General features: G+C 58.2%; 12 protein-coding genes. 4 read left to right on the top strand and 8 right to left on the bottom strand.

Features of this window, described 5'->3' with window-relative positions:
- The first annotated feature begins 203 nt into the window (after positions 1-203).
- A complete protein-coding gene (locus NSND_RS09350) occupies positions 204-5,549 on the top strand; it encodes an ATP-binding protein (protein ID WP_080878755.1) in 5,346 nt (1,781 codons plus the stop codon).
- A gap of 190 nt (positions 5,550-5,739) precedes the next feature.
- Here the strand turns inward: NSND_RS09350 and NSND_RS09345 are convergent, their stop codons facing one another.
- Complete coding sequence (locus NSND_RS09345) at positions 5,740-6,414, bottom strand: rolling circle replication-associated protein (protein WP_080878754.1); 675 nt, start codon at positions 6,412-6,414, stop codon at positions 5,740-5,742.
- Positions 6,415-6,765: 351 nt separating this feature from the next.
- On the opposite strand from NSND_RS09345, the gene NSND_RS09340 reads away from it, so the two are divergent.
- Both NSND_RS09340 and NSND_RS22105 read left to right on the top strand, forming a co-directional pair.
- The gene (locus NSND_RS09340; protein ID WP_080878753.1) at positions 6,766-6,987 is read left to right on the top strand and encodes a DUF433 domain-containing protein; all 222 of its coding nucleotides are present in this window, start codon (positions 6,766-6,768) and stop codon (positions 6,985-6,987) included.
- Positions 6,980-7,360, top strand: coding sequence for a DUF5615 family PIN-like protein (locus tag NSND_RS22105; RefSeq protein ID WP_080878752.1), 381 nt, complete (start codon positions 6,980-6,982; stop codon positions 7,358-7,360). The genes NSND_RS09340 and NSND_RS22105 overlap by 8 nt, the downstream gene beginning before the upstream one ends.
- A gap of 411 nt (positions 7,361-7,771) precedes the next feature.
- Here NSND_RS22105 and NSND_RS09330 read toward each other — a convergent pair whose 3' ends face one another.
- The 5 genes from NSND_RS09330 to NSND_RS09310 form a co-directional block, all read right to left on the bottom strand.
- The gene (locus NSND_RS09330; protein WP_080878751.1) at positions 7,772-8,089 is read right to left on the bottom strand and encodes a hypothetical protein; all 318 of its coding nucleotides are present in this window, start codon (positions 8,087-8,089) and stop codon (positions 7,772-7,774) included.
- Between the two features lie 926 nt (positions 8,090-9,015).
- On the bottom strand, positions 9,016-9,150 hold the full coding sequence (locus NSND_RS21830; RefSeq protein ID WP_255373859.1) for a hypothetical protein: 135 nt from the start codon (positions 9,148-9,150) through the stop codon (positions 9,016-9,018).
- A gap of 520 nt (positions 9,151-9,670) precedes the next feature.
- The gene (locus NSND_RS09320) at positions 9,671-10,321 is read right to left on the bottom strand and encodes a response regulator (RefSeq protein WP_080878749.1); all 651 of its coding nucleotides are present in this window, start codon (positions 10,319-10,321) and stop codon (positions 9,671-9,673) included.
- On the bottom strand, positions 10,314-11,849 hold the full coding sequence (locus NSND_RS09315) for a PAS domain-containing sensor histidine kinase (RefSeq protein ID WP_080878748.1): 1,536 nt from the start codon (positions 11,847-11,849) through the stop codon (positions 10,314-10,316). The genes NSND_RS09320 and NSND_RS09315 overlap by 8 nt, the downstream gene beginning before the upstream one ends.
- A gap of 286 nt (positions 11,850-12,135) precedes the next feature.
- Positions 12,136-15,453: a glucosidase family protein gene (locus NSND_RS09310; protein WP_080878747.1), complete on the bottom strand. Its 3,318-nt coding sequence runs from the start codon at positions 15,451-15,453 to the stop codon at positions 12,136-12,138.
- 367 nt (positions 15,454-15,820) lie between these two features.
- On the opposite strand from NSND_RS09310, the gene NSND_RS09305 reads away from it, so the two are divergent.
- Positions 15,821-17,182, top strand: coding sequence for a glycosyltransferase family 87 protein (locus tag NSND_RS09305; protein ID WP_080878746.1), 1,362 nt, complete (start codon positions 15,821-15,823; stop codon positions 17,180-17,182).
- A gap of 157 nt (positions 17,183-17,339) precedes the next feature.
- Here the strand turns inward: NSND_RS09305 and NSND_RS09300 are convergent, their stop codons facing one another.
- Positions 17,340-17,942 (bottom strand): class GN sortase, encoded by a 603-nt coding sequence (locus tag NSND_RS09300; RefSeq protein ID WP_080878745.1) that lies wholly within the window; start codon positions 17,940-17,942, stop codon positions 17,340-17,342.
- Positions 17,939-20,077: a marine proteobacterial sortase target protein gene (locus NSND_RS09295; protein ID WP_080878744.1), complete on the bottom strand. Its 2,139-nt coding sequence runs from the start codon at positions 20,075-20,077 to the stop codon at positions 17,939-17,941. The genes NSND_RS09300 and NSND_RS09295 overlap by 4 nt, the downstream gene beginning before the upstream one ends.
- Positions 20,078-20,155 lie beyond the last annotated feature (78 nt).

The following is a 20,155-nucleotide window of genomic DNA, read 5'->3' as shown; positions in this document are numbered from 1 at the left end:
AGAGTCCTCGCCATGTGGTTATCAGACTCAATCGCCCGTTTCAGGCTGTTCCGTCACGGACGCGGACCGGCCAAAAGCGGACCTTCGGCCTCGAATCTTCAGCTGAGGCAGCAAGAGAACAATAACCTCACAACCAAACGCCAGATTTCCCCGCTAATATCCGGTTCCCATGGGAAAAGTCCCCGGTATAAACTGGTCGTGTCATGACGCAACCATCAAAAAAGACTGCTAAGCGAGGGAAGCTGCCTGCGAAGCAGATTAAGAAAAAGGCGGTGAGACCGAGCACAACGAGATCGACGGCTGGGACCGGTTTCGACTTTGAGGATCAGGTCGCTGCCTGGCTCCTTCTAAAGGTGCTTACCGGTGAGCCGCTTCCTGGGCTTGAGGGCATTGGGACGCGACTCCAGACGCAAGTTGAAGCGCTTGGCTGGACCATCGACGACATCTTATTAACGGTAAGGATGGGGTCAGATGATAAGAGGCACCTTGCGATTTCTTGCAAAAGCAACGTGCAAGTGACTGCCTCGAGCTTGCCTGCCGACTTCGTGGCGCGCTGCTGGAAGCAATGGGGTCAAGCCAATCCGACAAATCCTATGCAGCTTGGCAAGGATCGCCTTATGCTGGCGACGCGGGGTAGAAACAATGCGTTTATGGCAACGTGGAGCGATTTGAAAAACGCCGCTCTAGGCACGGATATCACGCTTGCGGTTCGCCGTATGTCGGCGACAGCTAAGCACCGTAAAATATTTGAGAGCGTGAAGGTGCCCGCCAGGGATGCTGGCGTTAGGGCTACTGACAGGGATATCGTGGCGATGATTAGCAGTATGGAGGTGACTCCGCTCGATTTCCAAATTGCTGATTCCGAAGACGAAAGCAAAGCCATCGCGCAGTCGAGAAGGCTGTTAGTCAACGGTAATTCTCAGGAAGGCAAACGGCTGTGGGGCGAGCTCGTTGCTCAGGCCAGACAGGTTCGACTTGGCTCGGGAACGTTGGACATTGCTGACTTATGGCGCCAGCTCCGGCGCAAGTATCTGCTCAAGGATCACCCTGACTACGAGGCCTCATGGCAGAAACTTCGTGCTCTGACGGAGCACTATAAGGGTACGATAGAGACGGCGCTGCCATCCGGCCTTTCTCTGGATCGAAAGGATGAGATCGATGAGTTATCAAAGCGAGTAACCAACGATAGAGTATGTGTCGTCTACGGAGAGTCCGGCAGCGGCAAGTCGGCGCTCATAAAGACATTGCTGGATGAGAGTTTCCCGAACGCTGCGCAGGTATGGTTTGGTCCTGACACTCTTGAGCTCGCTCTGAACGAAGCAGCGCGAACAAGCCTCGGTATCAATCAGCCTCTGGTCGATTTACTAGATGCGAGTCCTCGTGCCGACAATTTTCTTGTCATCGACGCTGCCGAACGGCTAGGTCACGACAGTACCTTGAAAGCCAAGGCGCTTATCGAGTCATTGAAACGACGCAACGCGTCCGAGGCGTCGATCGGATGGCATGTATTGATCGTCGGCCAAACGGAAGCCTGGGCCCGTGGAACACTTCAAGAGTTGGCAGGTACGGCATCGCCGTCAAACTTCGAAGTCGAAGGGTTACGGGATGAGACCGTCAAAGATGTGTTGCGTTCAGTTGCTGATTTGGAATGGTTGGGGATGGATAGTGATGCAGTATCAACGCTCAGAAACTTACGCTCACTGGCATGGGTCATTCAAGCTGCATCCCAATTCCATGCACAGAACGGCAACCATGCACTCTCACTCCCGGTAATTGCTGACCGCCTCTGGACTCACTGGACTGAAGGCAAGTCGAGCGTCCACCGGCTGCTGGTGAGGTTTGCTGAGCGTGAAGCCCGTTTCGAACACAGCTTTGCGATCAGCGAATTAGAGAGCGGCGACGCCGCCGTTCTTGACGGCCTCCCTGTCACCTGCCCCTTGCGCAAAGATGGAGCAACCGGTCGGATTCAGTTTCAGCACGATCTTGCTGCGGACTGGGCACGGTTTCAGCGACTGAAAGAGATTGTGGACAATACCGCCCAGTGGGCTGGGTATGCGAGCAATCCGTTCTGGCACGGCGCGCTTCGCATGCTGGGCCAGCTTCTCTTGAGGCGCCAGGTCGAGACTCGCAATGCCTGGGATGTGGCGTTTGAATGGGCAGAGCAGAATAGGGATACGGCGCGGCTCGCCGAGGATGTGCTCCTCGATGCACTGTTCCTCGATCCCAGCGCCGACGTGTTCCTGGAACAAAGGGCGGAGATCTTGCTTGCGGATGGCGGACGACGGCTATTGCGTTTGCTCAAGCGGTTCGAGCATGTCGGTTCGGCTCCTGGTCCAAGCCCCGATGCTCAAGGTCCCTTCGCGGACCTGAGTCTCTACAGCGAGACCCATTTCCGAACTCCAATCTTTGGCCGATGGCCCGCGATTGCGCGCTTCCTCAATAAGCATAGTGACCGGATTGTGAAATTGACATCTTCTGTATTCGGAAGTGTGTGTAGGCTGTGGCTTACGAGCACACCCCCAGCATTGCCTGGCGGCGGAAGGGTACCCTTTCGAGAAGAATTTTCGGAGTTAGCATTAGCAATGGCGCGAGAGATCCAGGTCGGGCACGCAAAAGGCGTAGTGTATCTTGGTTTTGACCAAGGGGAGAAGCTCATTTATCAGGCTGTTTTCGCGGGCGCTCCAGACTTGACCGCCGACGTATCGGAATGGGCACTTGAGATGGCTCAACGCCGTCCGTATCGGGCGGATATCGTTGAACAAGTTACAGCATACCACGCAGCGCAGGCAGCGAAACACAAGCAGCGTCTCGCATCTGATTCTGAATATCGCAAACGCCATCAACAACTCAGGGAGTCATCGGGATTAATAGGTTCCGGTAGAAGACTCCCACCCTGGCCCCTTGGGCCTAGGGATCGCATCGTGGGGGCTTTTCGCGAAACCGTGCTGCGATCGGCGGATTTTCAGGCGCTTATGCGTGCTGATGCCGAGGTCGCGGGCGAAGTGCTTCTTGGGTGCATTATTGAAAGTGAACCCGAGGAAGAATATGGCTCTCACCAACGACTTGGTCGGGAACTTGGCATCGAGTTTGATTCTGAAGGCTATCCGACGGCCCCGTGGAAGAGTCCGTTTTACACGTTTCTCCGCATCAAACCAGAGGCGGCGCTCGGTCGTCTGCATCAGCTCATCAATTTCAGTACGGATCGATGGGTGCAGGCGGTCAGCAAGAGAAATGGGTCCAATCCATCGAGGCTCTCAATTCGTTTGTCTGATGGTACAGTGCGCGAGTATGAAGGCAATCATTGGGTCTTTTCCTGGTCTGATGAAGACTCCAACTCCATCGGTCAACTCCATTGTGCGCTTGCGGCGCTGGAACAATGGCTATGTGACCTCATTGATGCGGGGATAGATATCGTCCCGCGCATCGAAGCTTTGCTTCGAGCGACGACCTCAGTTGCTGTACTGGGTGTTCTTGTCAGCGTTGGGAAATATCGCAAGGAGTTGCTCAAAGGCCCGTTGCGGCCGTTGCTTGGCGTGCAGCACTTCTATGGGTGGGATTCACGGCGTGTTAATGCCAATGCATATCGATTTGATGCGACGGCGTGGGCTCGATGGGGTGAGTTCATCTTCGAGATGGCTAAGAGATGGTTCTCGGCTCCATATCGAAGACAGCCGTTGCGGGCGATCGTCCCAAAAATAATTATGGCTGACAGGGAGGTTGGTGATTTTGTTGCAGCAATGACTCGCCAATGGGTTTCGCCTAAGTCTGAGAAGGAAGCGTTGGAATTCCGAGCGCTGGTGGCGGAGCTCGATTATAGGAATTACTCATCTGTGCTTGATCCTACATCCGGAAAGCAAGTTTCTGAGTTCGCCTGTCCGCCGGACATCGCTGAGGCAATTGCGACCTTCCGACAAAAAAGCTCACGGGCCATACAGGCGCTGACATTCCCTCAACAATTCCGCGACGCTCTCGATCAGACGGGTACACTTAGCAACGAGAGCGCTGAATCCGTTGCGTCGCTCATGGGGGCTCTCGACGGCGACGAAGAGATCGATCTCGATGAAGATATGTTGCATGCGCCACGCGTGGCCACAGCAGTCTTGCTTCTCTTGCGTGCCTCCGACTGGCTGGCTCAGAACGCGGCTACCGAGCGGAGGGCGCAGTCGATCATTGATGGTGCCATTGACGAGATTGTCGATAGTGATGGAGGGCACCGGCTACGAATTCAGTCGGCACCGAGTCATTTAGAATTTGCTGCTTACTATGCTGCTGAGCGCTGGCTTACTGATCCAGGACAGGAGAGCGACGAACGGCTATTGCGGCTGCTTACGAGCGAGGATTCGTCAGCAGTGCGTGTGTTGGTTTGGTCGGCCTACCAGAACCGTGATGCGCTTGGTCAGCGCTGGTGGCGACTTCTCTTTATGGCGCTGTTGTGGTCAGGCCTCTCGATGCTCGTTGCACGGTATGGCGACAAAGAAGGCACAAAGGCTCGCTGGCAGAGATGGCATCGCTGGCTTCGGACGCGCAGCCTCTCCGTCGTAGCGACATTGTCCTCGATTGCTCCGTTGGCGATTGCGCAGCGGGTCGAGCGGCTTGAAGTCAGACGATGGCGCCGACGCTACGCGCGCCGCGATCGCACCGTCACCATTGAGCCGGGGCGGCGACTCTCCGGCAGTCTTGATACGGCCTTTCTCAAGAGCGCATTTACATGGCTGTTTCCCAGTCAAGCTGATCGTGTTATTCCGGTCCAGGAGTTGGAGACGCACCGGCAACTGGTCTCGGCATTCTGGTCTCATCAGGCATGGTGGTTATCGGGCAGCGGCAAGGATGAGGATGACCACTATCAGCCGATGCACGAGTTCGGCTATGCGCTTCTACAGGAATTGGCGCGCCTAGTTGTTGAAAGTCCAGTTTCGGAAACGCCGTCGCTTTGGCATCCGGTGTTTGAGCTAGGATCTAAGGGGCACTATGCGATTAGTTATTTCCTGTCCTCTTGGTTCGGGCAGCTAACGGAAGCTACTGTAGTCGAGGAGTTCGCCAAACGCTGGCGTCCAATGGTCGAGTTCATGATCCTGAATTCTGAGTGGTCCAAGGATGGGCCGTGGTATTACGGTGAGCGACTGGAGCGCGAGGTTCTAGGATTCGGCGCGTTGGGCTATATAAAGCGAGTTCCAGGTCACGCTGCACTTGTAGGAATGATGCGGGACCTGTTTCCGATCTGGGCTCAAAACCGGCTCACGAGTGATGAAGAAAATCTAGCGTGGTTCTGTAGATTTCTTGCCCACGAGGTTGGAAAGCCCCTGCGTATGGATGGGTTGCAATGGATTGGCGATGCGATGAAGACCAACGGCAATATGGGGAAATGGCACAAGGACTCGACATCGAGCGCTTTCATGGAATTCCTGGACCTTCTCGTCTCCGAACATTCAGGTGAGCTACGGCAAAAGGAGAATTTGCGCCAGCCCCTACTCGACCTTTCGGCGCACGCCGTAGCGCGGCAGCTCCCGGCGGCGTTGACCTTGCATGAGCGGATTCGGCGGCTGGTTTGAAGGTAAATGTTTGTAGGTTCACCTCTTATTACGTCTGAGCCGCACAGGTCCGCTTTGGATCGTCTGCAGCCCGTCAGAACAGCGAGAAGGCCCGTCACATATGCGCTTTTCAGACTATTATGGGGGAGTCTTCGACACCCCCATCCCCCCCAAAGAGCGCCCGCGCCACACCGAGCGCCGGCGCTGTAAGTCAAGGACTCTGAGTACTCGGCACCGCTTCAGGCTTTCCAGTTACCCATCGTATCGAACCATCTTCAAAGCCGGCCATCCAGCCGTAGGTGCCCGATCCACCCATCCATTCCGTAAGACGGCAACACACCCCAACACGACGCAAGGCCTCTTGCCGAATGAGGCTGTACATTTTCCTTTCAACGTCCTTTGCCCTTCGATCCAAGACGAATTCATGCTTTTCCGTGGGCACCTTCACGCCTAGTGAACAAAAGTATCGGTGCTCCTCAAACTCACGCGGCATGTTGTCAAAATCCTTGCTGATATATTTTGATAGGTAGCGGGCGAGCTTGACGGGTGAACTTCCCGGACGAGGGCCTCTGACATTGACTTGCCCCTGGCCGTTCCCGACGATCTTGTACCAGCATCGTCGTAAGAGCCGAACATCCTGAAACCCCTTCACTGCGAGATGAGGATGTAGCGCCCCACGCTGTTGCCGTTCCAGGACCGCCACATAGGGCATAGAGCAGCCCGATCGCGATAGCGCACGCCGTAGCCGCTCTAGATCGTGTAACACCCGGTCTCGATCCTCCATATTCGCTCGATAGGTCAAGGTCACGAGATGGTCGGCTCCGATGGTCAAGCATTTCTTCCGAATCGTGCTTTTGGCCCGGCCTCGTGCCCGAGCCTCGTTCATCTTTCTATTCCGCGATGCGCCTTTCTCTCCTCTCTTGCCTTGAATCGGGTCTAACCTTCCCCAAGACATTTCGACCCATTGTTTTCCGAAATCATGAATCGTGATGGACCAGACGTTCCCTGCGGGAGGTAGTGTGATGTGAGGCCAGGTGTGTTCGCCGAGAAATGTCCTCCTGTCAAGTTTAGGAGTGGCCGCTGGCGCGGCTCCCCTGCGCGGGTGGCTTGCGCCACCCCGCGCACGGGCGTCCGGCTTTGGGTTCCTGCTGTTTGAATCGAGTGGCTTATCTTGACAGGACACGCGGAACCTCCTAGCCTTAGGCTGACTAATCAGTTAGTCAATGAGGAATTCATCATGGATGATCGTATCGTTGTTGATTCCAAAATCTGCAGCGGGAAGCCCACGATTCGAGGCACCCGTATTATGGTGAAGAACATCCTCGGCATGGTAGCCGGTGGCTACACTATGGCCCGGATCATTAACGCGTACCCCGAACTGACCGCCAACGATGTCACTGCCGCGCTTGAGTATGCCAGCCAGGTGATTGACGAAGAGAAAGTCATCCCGCGTGCCTGACCGCCTGACCATCCTTCTCGACCAAAATGTTCCCCAAGCCGTCGTTTCATGGCTGAAGCTGTTAAAGCCGACGTGGGCCGTCTTCCACACTGGCGATGTGGGATTGTCCGGGAAATCTGATGAAGAGGTCTTCGCCTGGGCGCAGCAACAGGGCGCTGTCGTTGTGACCTTTGATGAAGACTTCGCCGATGGCCGTTCCTTTCCAGCACAGCGACACCATGGCATTGTGCGCCTTCGGGTTTGGCCGACAACGATCGAAGAAACCGAACAGGCTTTGGGTCGATTGCTCAGTGAGGTAACCGAAGCCGAACTCACCACGTCTCTCATCATCGTAGACCGCTCTCGAATCCGCGTGCGGACCCGACCCCAGTAAGTTGCACGCCCCGCAAAAAGCGAGGCGTGCAGTGTAACCAAAAGTGTAACCGTCGAGACCGCTTTCGACGGTTTTGGGCACAACACCACATGACGAAGCACGATCCACCTAACCCAATGGTGGATCAGGCTCTTCTGTGAGTTTTTGTGGTGTGGAATGAGGTAGTGAAATTACTTGGGGATCGCTTCGTAAACCGCAGGTCGGTGGTTCGATTCCACTCGCCGGCTCCAGAAGTATTGATTCAAAGCTCAGTATTGGCGAATCCAGCGTAGGCGCTGAGACCGTTCAAACGATTCTCTCCCCTGAGTCGATTCGCTGCCCCGCCTCGCAATATTTCCCAATCGTGATGAGTATCGCGCTGCATCGATGTGCGTCAGATTGTGCAGGTCGAGAGCTGCCACAATGGTTGCCTTACTTCAGTCCTGGCCAATCATCATCATGCTGATCACATTTCGTCCAAGGATGTAGCGCGGCGCCCATTCCTGCCCCCACCATGGCAAAGGGCATTGCCACAACGAAGAGCGGCAGCCCGATCCCGTAACCGACCCACTGCAGCGCGACATTGTCACGTTTCTCGCCGTTGGCTATCACGCGTTTTGCGGGGTAGAGGGGGAAGGCGCCGTATGCTGTGCCGAGACTGGCACTTTCACCCACCGTTCGGCAGCGTCCGTAGCTCAGTTCGGGTAGCAACACGAGAATAAGCATGAACGTCAGGACATTCAGTTTCATATCGGATCACCCCCGTCGCACATCGTGGATGTATGAGTCCCACGTTTGAGTGAGTGGCCAATTCCAAGGAACGCAAGATACACACCACGTCTCTGATTGCAGCTCACTCGGGCTCCACGAGCAGCATCAATTGGTCGTATCTTCTTCTCCGGCGCGGTTACGTGTCATGTGGTTCCACGACCTGTGCTGCAGCAGGGAGTTTCTCGTCCATGCAAGGTGAGCGATTCTGCTCTCTGCGCTCACGGTGATTCCGCTCGGGAAGCCCCCCTTTCCATTCCGAGCGCAAAACTGCCGCTCAATGCGAGGAGGCCCCGAGCTATTCCATGCAAGATCCGGCCGAACCGGTGATGGAAGTGGTGCTGTTTGCGCGACAGGACGCGGTCGAGGCGAGAGGTAACGCGTATGCCGACTATGCGCCGGCCCGGTAGGGATCGATGTCAGAGACTGGCGTGGCCTGAGCGAACGAATTGCCGATCACGAAGACGTTCGGCTTCAACAACTGCAGAATCCAGAACCTGTGGAAGACCTATAGAAGGGTGGGGGCGATGCACTCGGTGCCTCGTCCCGCTGAGGGTTATTTCTGTCAGCACATCCCCATCGTGCTCTGTGGCATGCCCGCCGAAGTTCGGATCCGACGTGATCAGGCCTGCCTTGTTTTTCATGCTCTCAACGGATAGATGGTCATTGCTCAAAAGGTGCACGGCCTGTATCAACACTTCTCCGAAGCAGAGGCTGATGGCAACAAGTACAAGAACGATGGTGCCGGAGACGAGGATGGTGGCAGGTCGATTGGATGACACTGGTGCTTCGTCACTGACGGATGGCCCACAAAGAGGGGTACCTAACGGACCCTTGGCATCATGGTGCGCCCCATTTCGTTTCATCGGGAATACCCGCCCATGTCGAGGCGTACTCGTGAGGAGCGATTAGTGTTTGGTCCCGATCAGTTCGAGGACGAGAATGGCAATGACAGCAACAAAGAGAATGGCAGATGCCAGGGCCAGTTTTTTGTATTGGTGGTTCTTCAGGCTCAGTTCACTGAAGCTTTTATGCGCAGACATGAGTCGTGTTCCTCGGTAGCGTCTTTTGAAAGCGAGCGGATCATGCGTTGTGGTTCCGCACATCCGACGCCAAGGCACGGAGCTGCCGGAGCGCCCGGTCGAGGATGTAGAAGCTCTCGGCAACCTGTTGTGCATGCGGCGGAGCATCCGGACGCTCAGGCTGTCTCCTAAGTTCGTTGAGGCGCAGTGTGATCAACGGAAGAGTGTGTCGAATCTCAGCGTGTAAAGCGCGGACAAGTGCACCCCGTTCAAATTGCCCGGCCTCTTGCAGGCTGTGAGAGAGAACTCGTAAGCGATCGTTGGCCTGAGACAGTATCGTCGTTGACGCCATCTCAAGGTGCTCCAGTTCGGTCTGTGCAGCCTTCATCGATTCCGAGTCCATTGCGGTTCTGCTCTCTCTGGTGGTCCCATACTAGCCGCCGGTAGGGTGCCACAATGGACCATGCCGGCGGAATCAGGGATACCCTGGAAATCGATCCAATTACACCTGAGGATGGGTGGGACCTGGGCGTTGTGGGGGCTAGTCGGACTGGACGAGACCGGTGCGAATGGCTAGCCGGACCAGTCCCGGCACATCGTGGATATCGAGCCGCTCCATGAGCTGCGCGCGGTGGGTTTCGACGGTTTTCACACTCAGATCAAGACGTTGTGCGATCTGCTTGGTCGAGCATCCCTCTGCGATCAGTTGGAGGATTTCACGCTGGCGACCGGTCAGCCGTGCCAGAGGGCCTGTCTGCGCTTCTCCTTGTTGACAATAGGCATCGACGGCAAACTTGGTCATGCTCGGTGTCAGGTAGGTCTCGCCCCGCCATACGGCTTTGATGGCTAATTCCAGTTCATTGCGATCCGCGTCTTTGAGCAAATAACCGGCGGCGCCTGCGCGAAGCGCCTCCTTGAGATACTCCTCGTTCGTATACATAGAGAGCATCAAAATCTTGGTCCTCGGAGACTCCTGCCGAATGCGGCGGGTCGCTTCGAGCCCGTTCATGCCCGCCATGGCAATATCCATGAGCACGACATCGGGGTCGAGCTCTTTCGCGAGCTTCGTGGCGCTTCGACCGTCGCTGACCTCTCCGATCACGAGGATCCCCTCGATTTTTTCCAGCAACACCCGGAATCCTGCGCGCACCAGGGTATGATCTTCGACAAGGAGTACTCGTATATTATTCATGTTCTGTCTCGGCCGACTCCGGACCTATCGGAAATGTCGCGCGAATTTCAGTTCCGGTCGACGGGGCTGACTGGATCACCATGTGTCCTCCTGCGAGGCGCACCCGTTCTTCCATCCCGGAGAGCCCCACACTCGTCCCCGCACGAGCGCCCGTGCGGAGGAGGTTCGAGTCAAAGCCGATCCCGTTGTCGCGGATAATGAGGTCGAGTTGCCGGCGACCCATTTCAAGACGAACTTCCACGACTGTTGCTTTCGCATGCCGCGCGACATTCGTCAAGGCCTCCTGGGTGAGCCGAAAACAGGAGATTTCCACTTCGGGAGAGGGGCGCGTCATCACCTCATCGGCCAGAAACTGAACCTTCCATCCGGCACGTTCGGCCTGTCTTCCGATATACCATCGCAGCGCAGGGACTAGGCCCAGTTCATCAAGCATGGAGGGCCGTAAGTCCAACGCCAGGTTGCGTATATGCCGGAGCACTTGATCGAGGATTTGCAGACTGTCGGAAAGCGGTTTGCCGTCCGCAGCGGCGGTCGAACCATCACGCTGCTCGCCAAGCTCACGAAGGTTCATTTTGATGGCCGTCAACGCCTGTCCGATCTCATCGTGCAAATCCCGGGCGATCGCGCGACGTTCCAACTCTTGGATTTCCATCAGCCTTCTGGAGAGGATGCGCAAGCGGCTATTGGCGTCGCTCAACGCCGCCGTGCGTTCCGCGACACGATGCTCCAATTCTTCATGTGCGGCTTTCAGCGCTTCTTGCGCCCGTTTTTGCTCGGTAATGTCCGTATTCAGCTCGAGACTTGCGCTGGCTGCGCCATCTGAGGTTTTGAGCAACGTCCACCGGCTGGAGACGGTGATCCTCTGGCCGTTTCGAGTCGTGTGCAGGAGTTCCCCGGCCCAATAGCCCTTCGCTAAAAAGGTCTTTTTGATGTCCGCCAATGGCTGCGGAAACGTGGTTTTCAGGAAATCGTGGATATAGGCGCCCGCGGCTTCCTTGCTGGTCCAGCCATAGAGGCGCACCGCCCCGTCATTCCAATAGTCGATCGTATCGCGCTCCAAGTCGCGGACTAGAATCGCATCGTTGGCGAGGTCGAGCAGTTTTGCGTGATGTTGGAGCACGTCGTTCGACCGTATCTCTTCGCGGATTTCTTGAAGCACCAGGATATACCCCGCGATATGGCCTGATCCGTCCGGGAATGCGCTGATCGAGAGGTGAACCGGAAGGGGCCGGCCGTTGCGGTGAAGATACGTCCAATCATGCTCTGTCGTATGGCCCGGTTCGGCGTTCGCGACGATGATTCGAAATACGTCCGTCGCCCTGGTCGCCGGTTTGGATATGCACGCGGCAGCACGTTGCTGCAATTCGCTTGGATCATGAAACGCCGCGAGGGGAAGCGCCCCCACGACCTCTTCCGCGGAATACCCTAAGAGGCGCTCAGAGGCCTCGTTGAAGCTCGTAATGATTCCGGTCGGGGAGGTTGAGAGTATGGCAAGCGTCTGCCGCCGGTTGCGATGTCCCTCGCCCATCTCGCCTCCGTTCCTTCCGCTTCCATTTCGGGAGGAATATGGTGGTTGCCAGTCAACGGTAGCCTCTTAGGCTAGCATTAGATTTCTTCCAATTGCTATCGCTGTCAGATGATTGTCGGCGGTGCTGCCTGCTGATAAGGCTGCATCCGAAGGATGCCCTCTGCCTTCAGGCCGACATCAGGATCGCAATGGGAGGGCACTGAATGAAAAATGATCGAGTCGAAGCGGTGAGAGACCACTCTGCGGCTCGGGTGATGGTCGGGGCGTTCCCTCGAATGCCGATGGCTCAGGACACGCGTGCGGTGACATCAGCTGCACGATCGTCATGTGTGACGGACATGCCCGTGTCGTCAGGGAAGGAGGCGCCCAACTGAATCTTGCGCGAGGGGCCACGCAGGGTCACCCGCATCGCATGTCCGTCCCATCGCCAATCGATTGAGCCGCCGGGAAGCGCGAGATTCGAGACCGTCATCGAACGTGCGATCCAGGCCTGGGGAACGCCCGCGCCGATCACCACTGTGGGCTCTGCCGCCCCGTCGTCCACATAGGCCAGCATGTCTTGCTGCAACAGCAAGAGCAACGCCGCCGTCTCATAATCGGGAGAAACGACGGACTGATTGCGCCACCCTCTGACGTATTGCCAGCCATCCGCCACATCGGTGGTCGCCGGCCTCGGCATATCCCACGTGTACAGCCCGGGCGATGCCTGCTGAGTCCAAAGCCGGTGCAGCGCAGCCCAGACGGCGTCCGGTCGCCCCTGTCGCAAGGCCAGATGAGCGTCGCTCAATTGCGTGGCGACGGTTGCCGTGTCGGGAGAAGGCCGATAGACCGTCAATGCTTGCCCCAATTGCTCGCGATTCGACGTTATCGAAGCTGATGGTCCCAGACTCACCGTCGAGATCTTGGCATCAGAGGCGCCATTGCGGTTTCGGCGTTGCCAATTGTCGCGTAACGTGTGGGCATGGTTTCGCCAGCCTGTCGCGTTCCGGTGCTTCCCCAGCCGTTCGGCGAACTCGGCCGCGGCAAGCAAGCCGCGGTAGCTCACCGCATTCACGTAAAGCGAGGGCCACTCGTCTCCGACACGGCCGACGATCAGTCCGTCGTGTGACGGTTTGGCCAGCACACTGTTCTTTATCTGCTGTCCGTGTTGGAGATCGTACGGAGAGGGGACGGTAAAAGATTCTTCGATGGGGGCGCGAGCCGTCAACATGGCCTCAATGCGTTGTGCCTTGCGGAGCACATGAGGCCACAACCACTGATCATGGGCAGGATCGGCGATATAGTCTGCGGATGTGGTCAAGGCCCAGATGGTCAGGCCCGGCGCATCGGCTTCGGGACCGTTCCCACCGCCAAAATCATGGGTGGCGAGATATTGGGCCAGCACGCGGCTGACGCGGGGGTCACCCGCGCGCGCGAGGGCGGTCGCGATATAGGCCCCCTGTCGTTGCCAGGCGCGATAGAAAAAGATGGGGTCGCCGGGTCTGGTTTCCCGGCCGATCAAACTCATCATCAGGTGAGTCGTCTGTGCCGCTAGCGAAGCCTCAAATCGTTTGTCGGGAAGGTCGAGATGGAGCTGTTCAGGTGCATTTCTATACCACCGCTGCATTTGAATGGGAATCCGTAAGTCGGACAAGATGAGCCGGTATTCCTCTCCCGCCTCTGAGAGTTGCCCCGGTAGCGCGAGACGCGCGTAACCCCAGCCGGATGCATTGGTCCAGGACCGGTTCGCCGATTCAGACGTCATCCAGTTCAAGGTCTGCTCGTCTCCGAGAGAGACCTTCGCAGGAGCAGGCGTAACGCGGACGGTCCAACGACGATTGATGTCGAGCTGCTCGCCGTCCCAGCCCAACTCGGTGACCGGTCCTCCGGCAGGCCCGACGCTGCGAATCACAATCACCGGGGTGTGGGACGTATGATTCTTGAACCGCAGCTCCCAATGGGTGGCGTCCAGTCGTGTCCAGGTGGCGTCATAGTAGGGCGTCCTGGTCGCGATGGTGGGAACATGAGGATGCGTGGACGGTTCGAATGTCTGCTGAATGTCTTGGAGCGGCACCGACTGGCTGGTGACGAGCGGGCGTCCCTCGGCATCGCAGAGCCAGAGCGAAACACCGAAACTCGGGGCCTGCGGACTGAAGTCCCCACCGGGCTCGTGATAGGCATGTTCGGCTTCAGGAGCGCCGGGCACGGCCATCGGGATATGCCCGACCGATCGGGGCCAAGGGCGGTCCGGATCGTTCCGCATCAGGCTGGTCATCGCGTCGCGTTGCGGCGTGAAGTGGGTCGCGGATTCCGTGGCCTGCCTGAATTGTTGCCAGTTGTTGATGCCGACACACAGGGCGAGGAGGCCCGCAAGGACGAGCACCGCCGGGCGTCCCGGGCTGAGCGTGCCCAGCGCGGCGAGCGCGATGAGAAGCGGAGTGAAATTCAGACTGTAGGTGAACGTTTCTTCCCCATAGACCATGTGCAGCGAAAGTTCGAACAACAACAGGGTTGCCAGCACGAGGCGGAAGCGCAACTGGCGATCCATAGTCACCAGCCGCCAGAGTCCGTTGAGAAGTAAGGCCGACCACAGGCAGACGGCGATCAACCCGAGCGGGCCCGCCGACCCGGGAGTGGAAAATTGAAACGCCAGGCGTTGCGCCAGACGAACGGAGTCGTCGCCGACCTGAATGTACCCATCGTCATCGATGAACCGTATCGCCGGCGCGATGAAGGTGTGGAAGGCAAACGACGAGGCAATATTGCTCGCTTGTCCGGACTGAGGATGGTTGATCCAGTTCGCTTCCTTGCGGCTGCCGATGAAAAATTCCGCGGACGGGAAGATGAACTTTTGCGCTCCCCACAAGAGCACCACCAGGCAGAAGGCATTTATGGAGAGTTGTACCGCCTGTTTGAACGGCCAGCGCGCCAGCGTCGTCAGGAGACCGGCCATCCAGTTGGTGACGGTGATGCTGAGGGTGAAGGCGCTGGCGAGCACATAGGGCAAGGCGCCGACTCGATGCTGTTCGGCGAGCAAGAGCAGGGCGAGCGAGAGCATGATCGACCAGGAGCCCCAGGTATAGGAGTTGGGCACAGGCAGCCAGAAGATCGCCGAGGCACTGGAGAGCCCGAGTGCCGTGAAGATGCAGGCATCGAGCGTCCGGCAGCCGAGCAGGCGCAGCAGGAGATACAACGTCCCCATCCAGATGCCCCCGAGGATGCTGGTCACGTACAAGACCGCTTGCAGCGGGGGGATCGCCAACGCATGTTTCACCAGGTAGACGGGAACGAAGGTGAGGATCGAGAACAGGGGATGCACCGAGGTCCGTGAATGGTCATCGGTGGTGGAGGTCATGTTCGAGACTTCACGAACCGTGTCCGATTCAAACCAAAAATCCATCGATTGCAGCAGGAAGGCAGGGATCATATCAGCAATGAAGAGACAGGCCATGCCGACCGAGAGGGTTAGGAGCGCGGCAATCACCCAGTCCGTTCGCTGCAACCGTACGGTGTGATGCGGTTGTTCCGGGGCGGGTGAGGGCGAAACCTCGGTGCCCTTGTCCGGGAACTCCGGCTCGGGATAGGGAAGCGCGCGTGCTGTATTACCGTCTCTTTCGAAACCCATGTCTATTCAGATAGTTAGAACGGGGGTACGATCGGGCCCAATCCCTACAATAAGAAATCGGTCGATTGGGTTGCGGACTGAAGCAGGGAGGGGTCGCGGATCGGTTACGGAACGGGGAGATGCCGCAGCAGGTTCGGGATTGGGCGCCTCTCTGTCCTGTCCGTGAGTTGGAGCGTCAGGGGGTCCGATGGGACATTGTGTATACTTTTAATCAGATGAACCCGGCTACACCGACTCCTCCGGGAGCGACATGCTGGGGCCTGGATCGGGAACCGGCCTGGTTGCTGCAACCCCTCAGGCCGACAATGTAGACAAATCCCTCCTCTGTGGCGCTGCGACAGGGCGGGCGAGATAGGCGGTTCATTCCATGCATCAGTATGCGATCTTTTATGGAGCGGCTGCTCTGGCAGTGGTGGTGTGGTGTCTCACGTTTCGATATGGTTCAGCACGAGCGCCCTTTCTCGCAATCCTGGGCGCAGTCCTGGGCGGTCTTGTGCTTTGGGCCTGGCAAGTTTCTGAGCCATCCATCCTGTTCTCGGATTTCAATGTCGCCTACTACCCGGCCGGCCGGGCCATTCTTGAAGATATCCCCCATCTGTTCGTGCGTTGTTGGGATACGCCGGTGTGCGGGTTTGTAAACATTCCCATCGTCGCGTTTCTCTTCACCCCGTTCTCGATGCTGACCCTCCGCCACGCCCACTGGCTCTTCGCCGGGTTGTCGCTGCTCAGTCTGGTCATCAGCGTCGGCCTGCTCTGGTCCATGACCGACCGGGTTGCGTCCAGACGGTGGGGAATCGTTGCGCTGTTCATGACGAGCGGCCCCTTACTCTACAGCCTGAAAGAGGGCAATCTGACCCACTTCGCCCTGTTGCTGCTGATTGCCGGGGTCGTCTGCCTGGACAAAACGTGGGATCGAAGCGCAGGGGGTTGTTTTGCATTGGCGGCGATCATCAAGCTGCCGCTGTTGCTGTTTGCGGTGTATTTCTTCGGCAAGCGGCGTTGGGCGGCGGTGTTCGGCTATGGCCTGACCCTGCTGGCCGTGACGGGTCTATCGATCTGGTACGCCGGGTGGGCCAGCCACGTGGCCTGGTATCGGGAGGTGATCCTGCCGCTGTCCGACAAGGGAATTGCCGCGTTTAATGTGCAATCGGTGCAGGGGCTGCTGCTGCGACTGCAGGATGGTGTCCGGTTGTACGATTGGAAGCCTGTGGCCGTGCCCTGGGATGTCGGGGCGGCAGGGCAGGCCTGTGCGGCCTTGCTCGTCGGGTTGTCCGGTTGGCTGTTTCTTCGGAGTCCCGGTCTGCAGGTTCGAGAGACGACAAATCTTGAGTTGTCGATGGTGCTCTGTCTCTCCTTGATCATCAGCCCGATTTCATGGACCCACTATTACCTGCTGCTGTTGCTGCCGTTGTCGTTGTATGTGGGCAACCGCCTGCCGGTTGCAACTCATGGCGGCTGGGCGGTGGGGATGACGCTGTGCCTGTTGCTCATCTCTCCTCCGGTAACGTTTTCAGGGCCGGATCAAGCGGCCGGCAGCCAGATCGCGACGTTGTTTCTCTCTCACTATGTGATGGGAGCTATTCTCTTGTGGGGGCTGTGCGGGTACGCCCGCTGGTCGGTTGCGAATGTCAGCCGTCTACGGCTGGTGGCTGCAGGTTCAGGGCCGCATGCTCCGGTCAGGGCAGATCGACTGCGAGAGTCCGACGTGCCGGAAGCACGATCTGCCTAAGCAGGCCCATTCATGAGTCTCTTCCACGTGGCCTGATCCTCTCGTCCGTCCGGCCGTTTCTCATTCAGCTTCCTCGACGAACTGCACGCCATCCTGCATCGGTCTCGCGCGCGAGACGTTCCGCTGGACCGTGGTCGAGAACGTCTCCCCACGACATTCAGGAATGGTCACGGTCCACGGTCCGTTCGGCCCGCACCACGTAGCGCAGCGGCCCGCCGGCTTGGATTGCATCGAAGGGAAAACAGGTCACCAGCACCAGATCCTGTGTGTCTTTCCCTGTCGGAACGAACTCCCGTCGCGAATCCATGACTCGCTGGTCAACGATTCGATAGTGCAGCGTGGTTCCGTCGCTTCCCGTCAAGTCGAGCTGATCGTTCGTGTGCACCTCCCTCAAAAAACGAAAATGCGTGTCCCGGTGACCGGTCAGCATCACCGTGCCTTCCTGCCCGGGCAGGGCGCTGGACGTGACGTGGCCGGGACCGAATGCCAGGGTCCGGCCATACGCGCCGGCGAGGACGATCAGGTCTACCGACGGGTGCTGCATGCGAAGCCGCGCAACCGGCCAGGTATCGGCCCAGGGCCAGGGTTTCGGCATCGCCTCTCCCGCCAGGGCTCGGCACCAGGCCCGCTGCAGTAGGAACTGCGCGAGCCCGGCCTTCGCATAGATCCACGATCCCTCCCCGAGCTGCCAGCAGCCGATGGCGAGAAGTCCCGCCATCAGCATTGTCAGCAGGCGGGAGCCCGGTCTGAGTCGACTCATGCGACCGCCCGGCGAAATTGCCACAGCAAGCCAGCCAACATGAGTGCAGCTGCCCCCAGTAGAATCTGCAGTTGTGCGCCGGTCGCAGTCCTCGGTAGGTTCGCGAGGGCGGTGAGGTCCTGTGCACGCGCCGGGTTACTTGTCTGGTCACGCTCAGTTGCCGGGGAGTCCGTCGGTCTGGCAGGCGTAACATCGACAGCGACCAGACTGGTGTATTGGCTGACCAGGTGGTGAGTAAGGGCGACGTCCAGCACGGCCTTTCGGATCGCCTCTTGCGCGCCGCCCTTGTAGGTCTCGTCCATCAGCGCCGCAATCTTTTTCCTGGCCCAGTAGACCGAGAGCCCTCCATGAGTGGGGGCGTCGTTGAACGAGATCGGGAGCGACCAGGCTGCGCGTCCGATCTGTCCGCGCAACACGCTTTGGGATGGCAGCGAGTCGGCCTTGAGTGCGAGCACGATCGGTTCGCCTTCATAGAGATCCGTGATGGTTGCCGGGAACTGTTCGAGCCCCGACCATCCGGCTGCATCGATGGTGATGTCGTTGAGCACCGGATGCTCAAGCTTTTTGAACAGACCATCCAACTTGTCCTTCACCTCGTTTACGTTGCCGATGTAGGTGAAGGTGCCGCGGCCTGTTTCGGCAGTCTTCCGCATCAGGTGACTGTTGGGCGTGGAGCCGATTCCGATGGTGAACAGGCGTCTGCTGCCCACGCGTTGGTGCAGCAGTTCGAAGAGCTCCTCCTCATTGCCGACCTGTCCATCGGTGATGAGAATGATCTGCTGGAGCCGTGCGCTGTCCTGCGGGCTCTTGAGGGCCTGTCTCAAAGCCGGAAGTATTTCCGTTCCCCCGTCGGCCGTGAGCTGTTCGGTGTACCGGATGGCTTGCTGCATCGCTGTGGTCGTCACGGGTTGCGGTATCGAGAACAGCGACCGGACCGTATGATTGAATTGAATGATGTTGAAGCGATCCTGTGTGGTCAGCCGTGCGAGGGCGGCCGCTAATGACCCCTTGGCCTGTTCGATCGACGCGCCGGCCATGGATCCCGATCGGTCGATGATGAACGTGATGTCTCGCGGAACCCGCGCCGCTTTCTCATGGTGCTGTGTCGGAGGAACGAGCATCAGCAGGGCATAGGTCGCGCCGTCTTTCTGTTCGGTAAAGACGGTGGCCATCGGTTCGGTGCGCGGTGCCGGATGCCAGATGAGCTGGAAATCCCGATCAGCCGGTACCGCATCTTCCCGGAGACCGATCTGATATCCGCCGCCCTGATCCTGAATGGTAATGATCGGGTGAAACGGCGACTCCACCTTGGCAAGAGGAAAACCCGGGTTGAGCGAGAGCGAGAGGCTCAGGGGGTTGATCGCGCCGTCCTCGGGTGGGTGTATGGGCGGCGTAATCCGTGAGGCATCAGGGACACGATCAGTGTCCGGACTGGTGCCGGATCCCTGAGGATCCTGTCCTTCGACGACCACCGGGACGCCGGGGATGTACCGCGGCCCGACGGCCATGGGGAAGCGGAGTTGAAACTCTTCATTCTCGTAGCGGACGGTGTCCTGATATTCGAGTTCGACCGTCACATGTTCACCGGGCCCGATATTCGCGACTGAAGTGGTAAAGAGATTCGGACGTTCCTGTTCGACCAGGCCGGTCCGTTTCCCTTCCCGCTTGGCCTGGTCGTAGAGTTGTTTCGCCTCCGCCCGTTCCTTGATCCGGCCTTCGATGATCCGCTCGCCGATTTTTATGCGGAGATGATCCACCGCGGCCGTCTCGGGCAGCGGGAACACGTAGACACCTTCCAGCCAGTCGCCTTTCTTTTTGCTCGGGTTGGTGAACTCCTGCCGGACGGTCGCGCGGGCAATCGTCCCGGTGACCGCGATCTGCACATCGGTCTTGAGAACGGGCGCCGGTGTATAGCGTCCGGCTTGGTCGGTCCTGAACATCAACGTGCCTTCCGTCACATCGTTGATGCCCATGGTGGAAACGATGCCGGTATTGAGGGATTCGCCCGGTTCGGCGCAGGAGGTGGCTGGAAAGGGAGAGCCAAGGGCCAATGATAGAAAGAACGCACAAAGCGCGAGTTGGGTTGCAGAGGTTCTTGTGCGTTGTCGTAGAGAGCCGAAGCGGTCATTCAGCATAGGATCCTCGTTTCGTCATAGTCGTGGATGATGGATTGACGGCGGGTGCCCCCGGGAAGGACTGGTGTCGTTCCCGAG

The sequence above is a fragment of the Nitrospira sp. ND1 genome (assembly GCF_900170025.1).
Classification (GTDB): domain Bacteria; phylum Nitrospirota; class Nitrospiria; order Nitrospirales; family Nitrospiraceae; genus Nitrospira_A.
Note: the sequence above shows the minus strand (reverse complement) of the source record. Positions and strands in the feature narration are given on the sequence as shown.

What these genes read in the sequence shown, in the direction of transcription:
- NSND_RS09305 (WP_080878746.1), top strand. Translation starts at nt 15,821, where the DNA reads ATGCATCAGTATGCGATCTTTTATGGAGCGGCTGCTCTGGCAGTGGTG.
- NSND_RS09310 (WP_080878747.1), bottom strand. Translation starts at nt 15,453, where the DNA reads ATGGGTTTCGAAAGAGACGGTAATACAGCACGCGCGCTTCCCTATCCC.
- NSND_RS09315 (WP_080878748.1), bottom strand. Translation starts at nt 11,849, where the DNA reads ATGGGCGAGGGACATCGCAACCGGCGGCAGACGCTTGCCATACTCTCA.
- NSND_RS09300 (WP_080878745.1), bottom strand. Translation starts at nt 17,942, where the DNA reads ATGAGTCGACTCAGACCGGGCTCCCGCCTGCTGACAATGCTGATGGCG.
- NSND_RS09340 (WP_080878753.1), top strand. Translation starts at nt 6,766, where the DNA reads ATGGATGATCGTATCGTTGTTGATTCCAAAATCTGCAGCGGGAAGCCC.
- NSND_RS09330 (WP_080878751.1), bottom strand. Translation starts at nt 8,089, where the DNA reads ATGAAACTGAATGTCCTGACGTTCATGCTTATTCTCGTGTTGCTACCC.
- NSND_RS21830 (WP_255373859.1), bottom strand. Translation starts at nt 9,150, where the DNA reads ATGTCTGCGCATAAAAGCTTCAGTGAACTGAGCCTGAAGAACCACCAA.
- NSND_RS09345 (WP_080878754.1), bottom strand. Translation starts at nt 6,414, where the DNA reads ATGAACGAGGCTCGGGCACGAGGCCGGGCCAAAAGCACGATTCGGAAG.
- NSND_RS09295 (WP_080878744.1), bottom strand. Translation starts at nt 20,077, where the DNA reads ATGCTGAATGACCGCTTCGGCTCTCTACGACAACGCACAAGAACCTCT.
- NSND_RS09350 (WP_080878755.1), top strand. Translation starts at nt 204, where the DNA reads ATGACGCAACCATCAAAAAAGACTGCTAAGCGAGGGAAGCTGCCTGCG.
- NSND_RS09320 (WP_080878749.1), bottom strand. Translation starts at nt 10,321, where the DNA reads ATGAATAATATACGAGTACTCCTTGTCGAAGATCATACCCTGGTGCGC.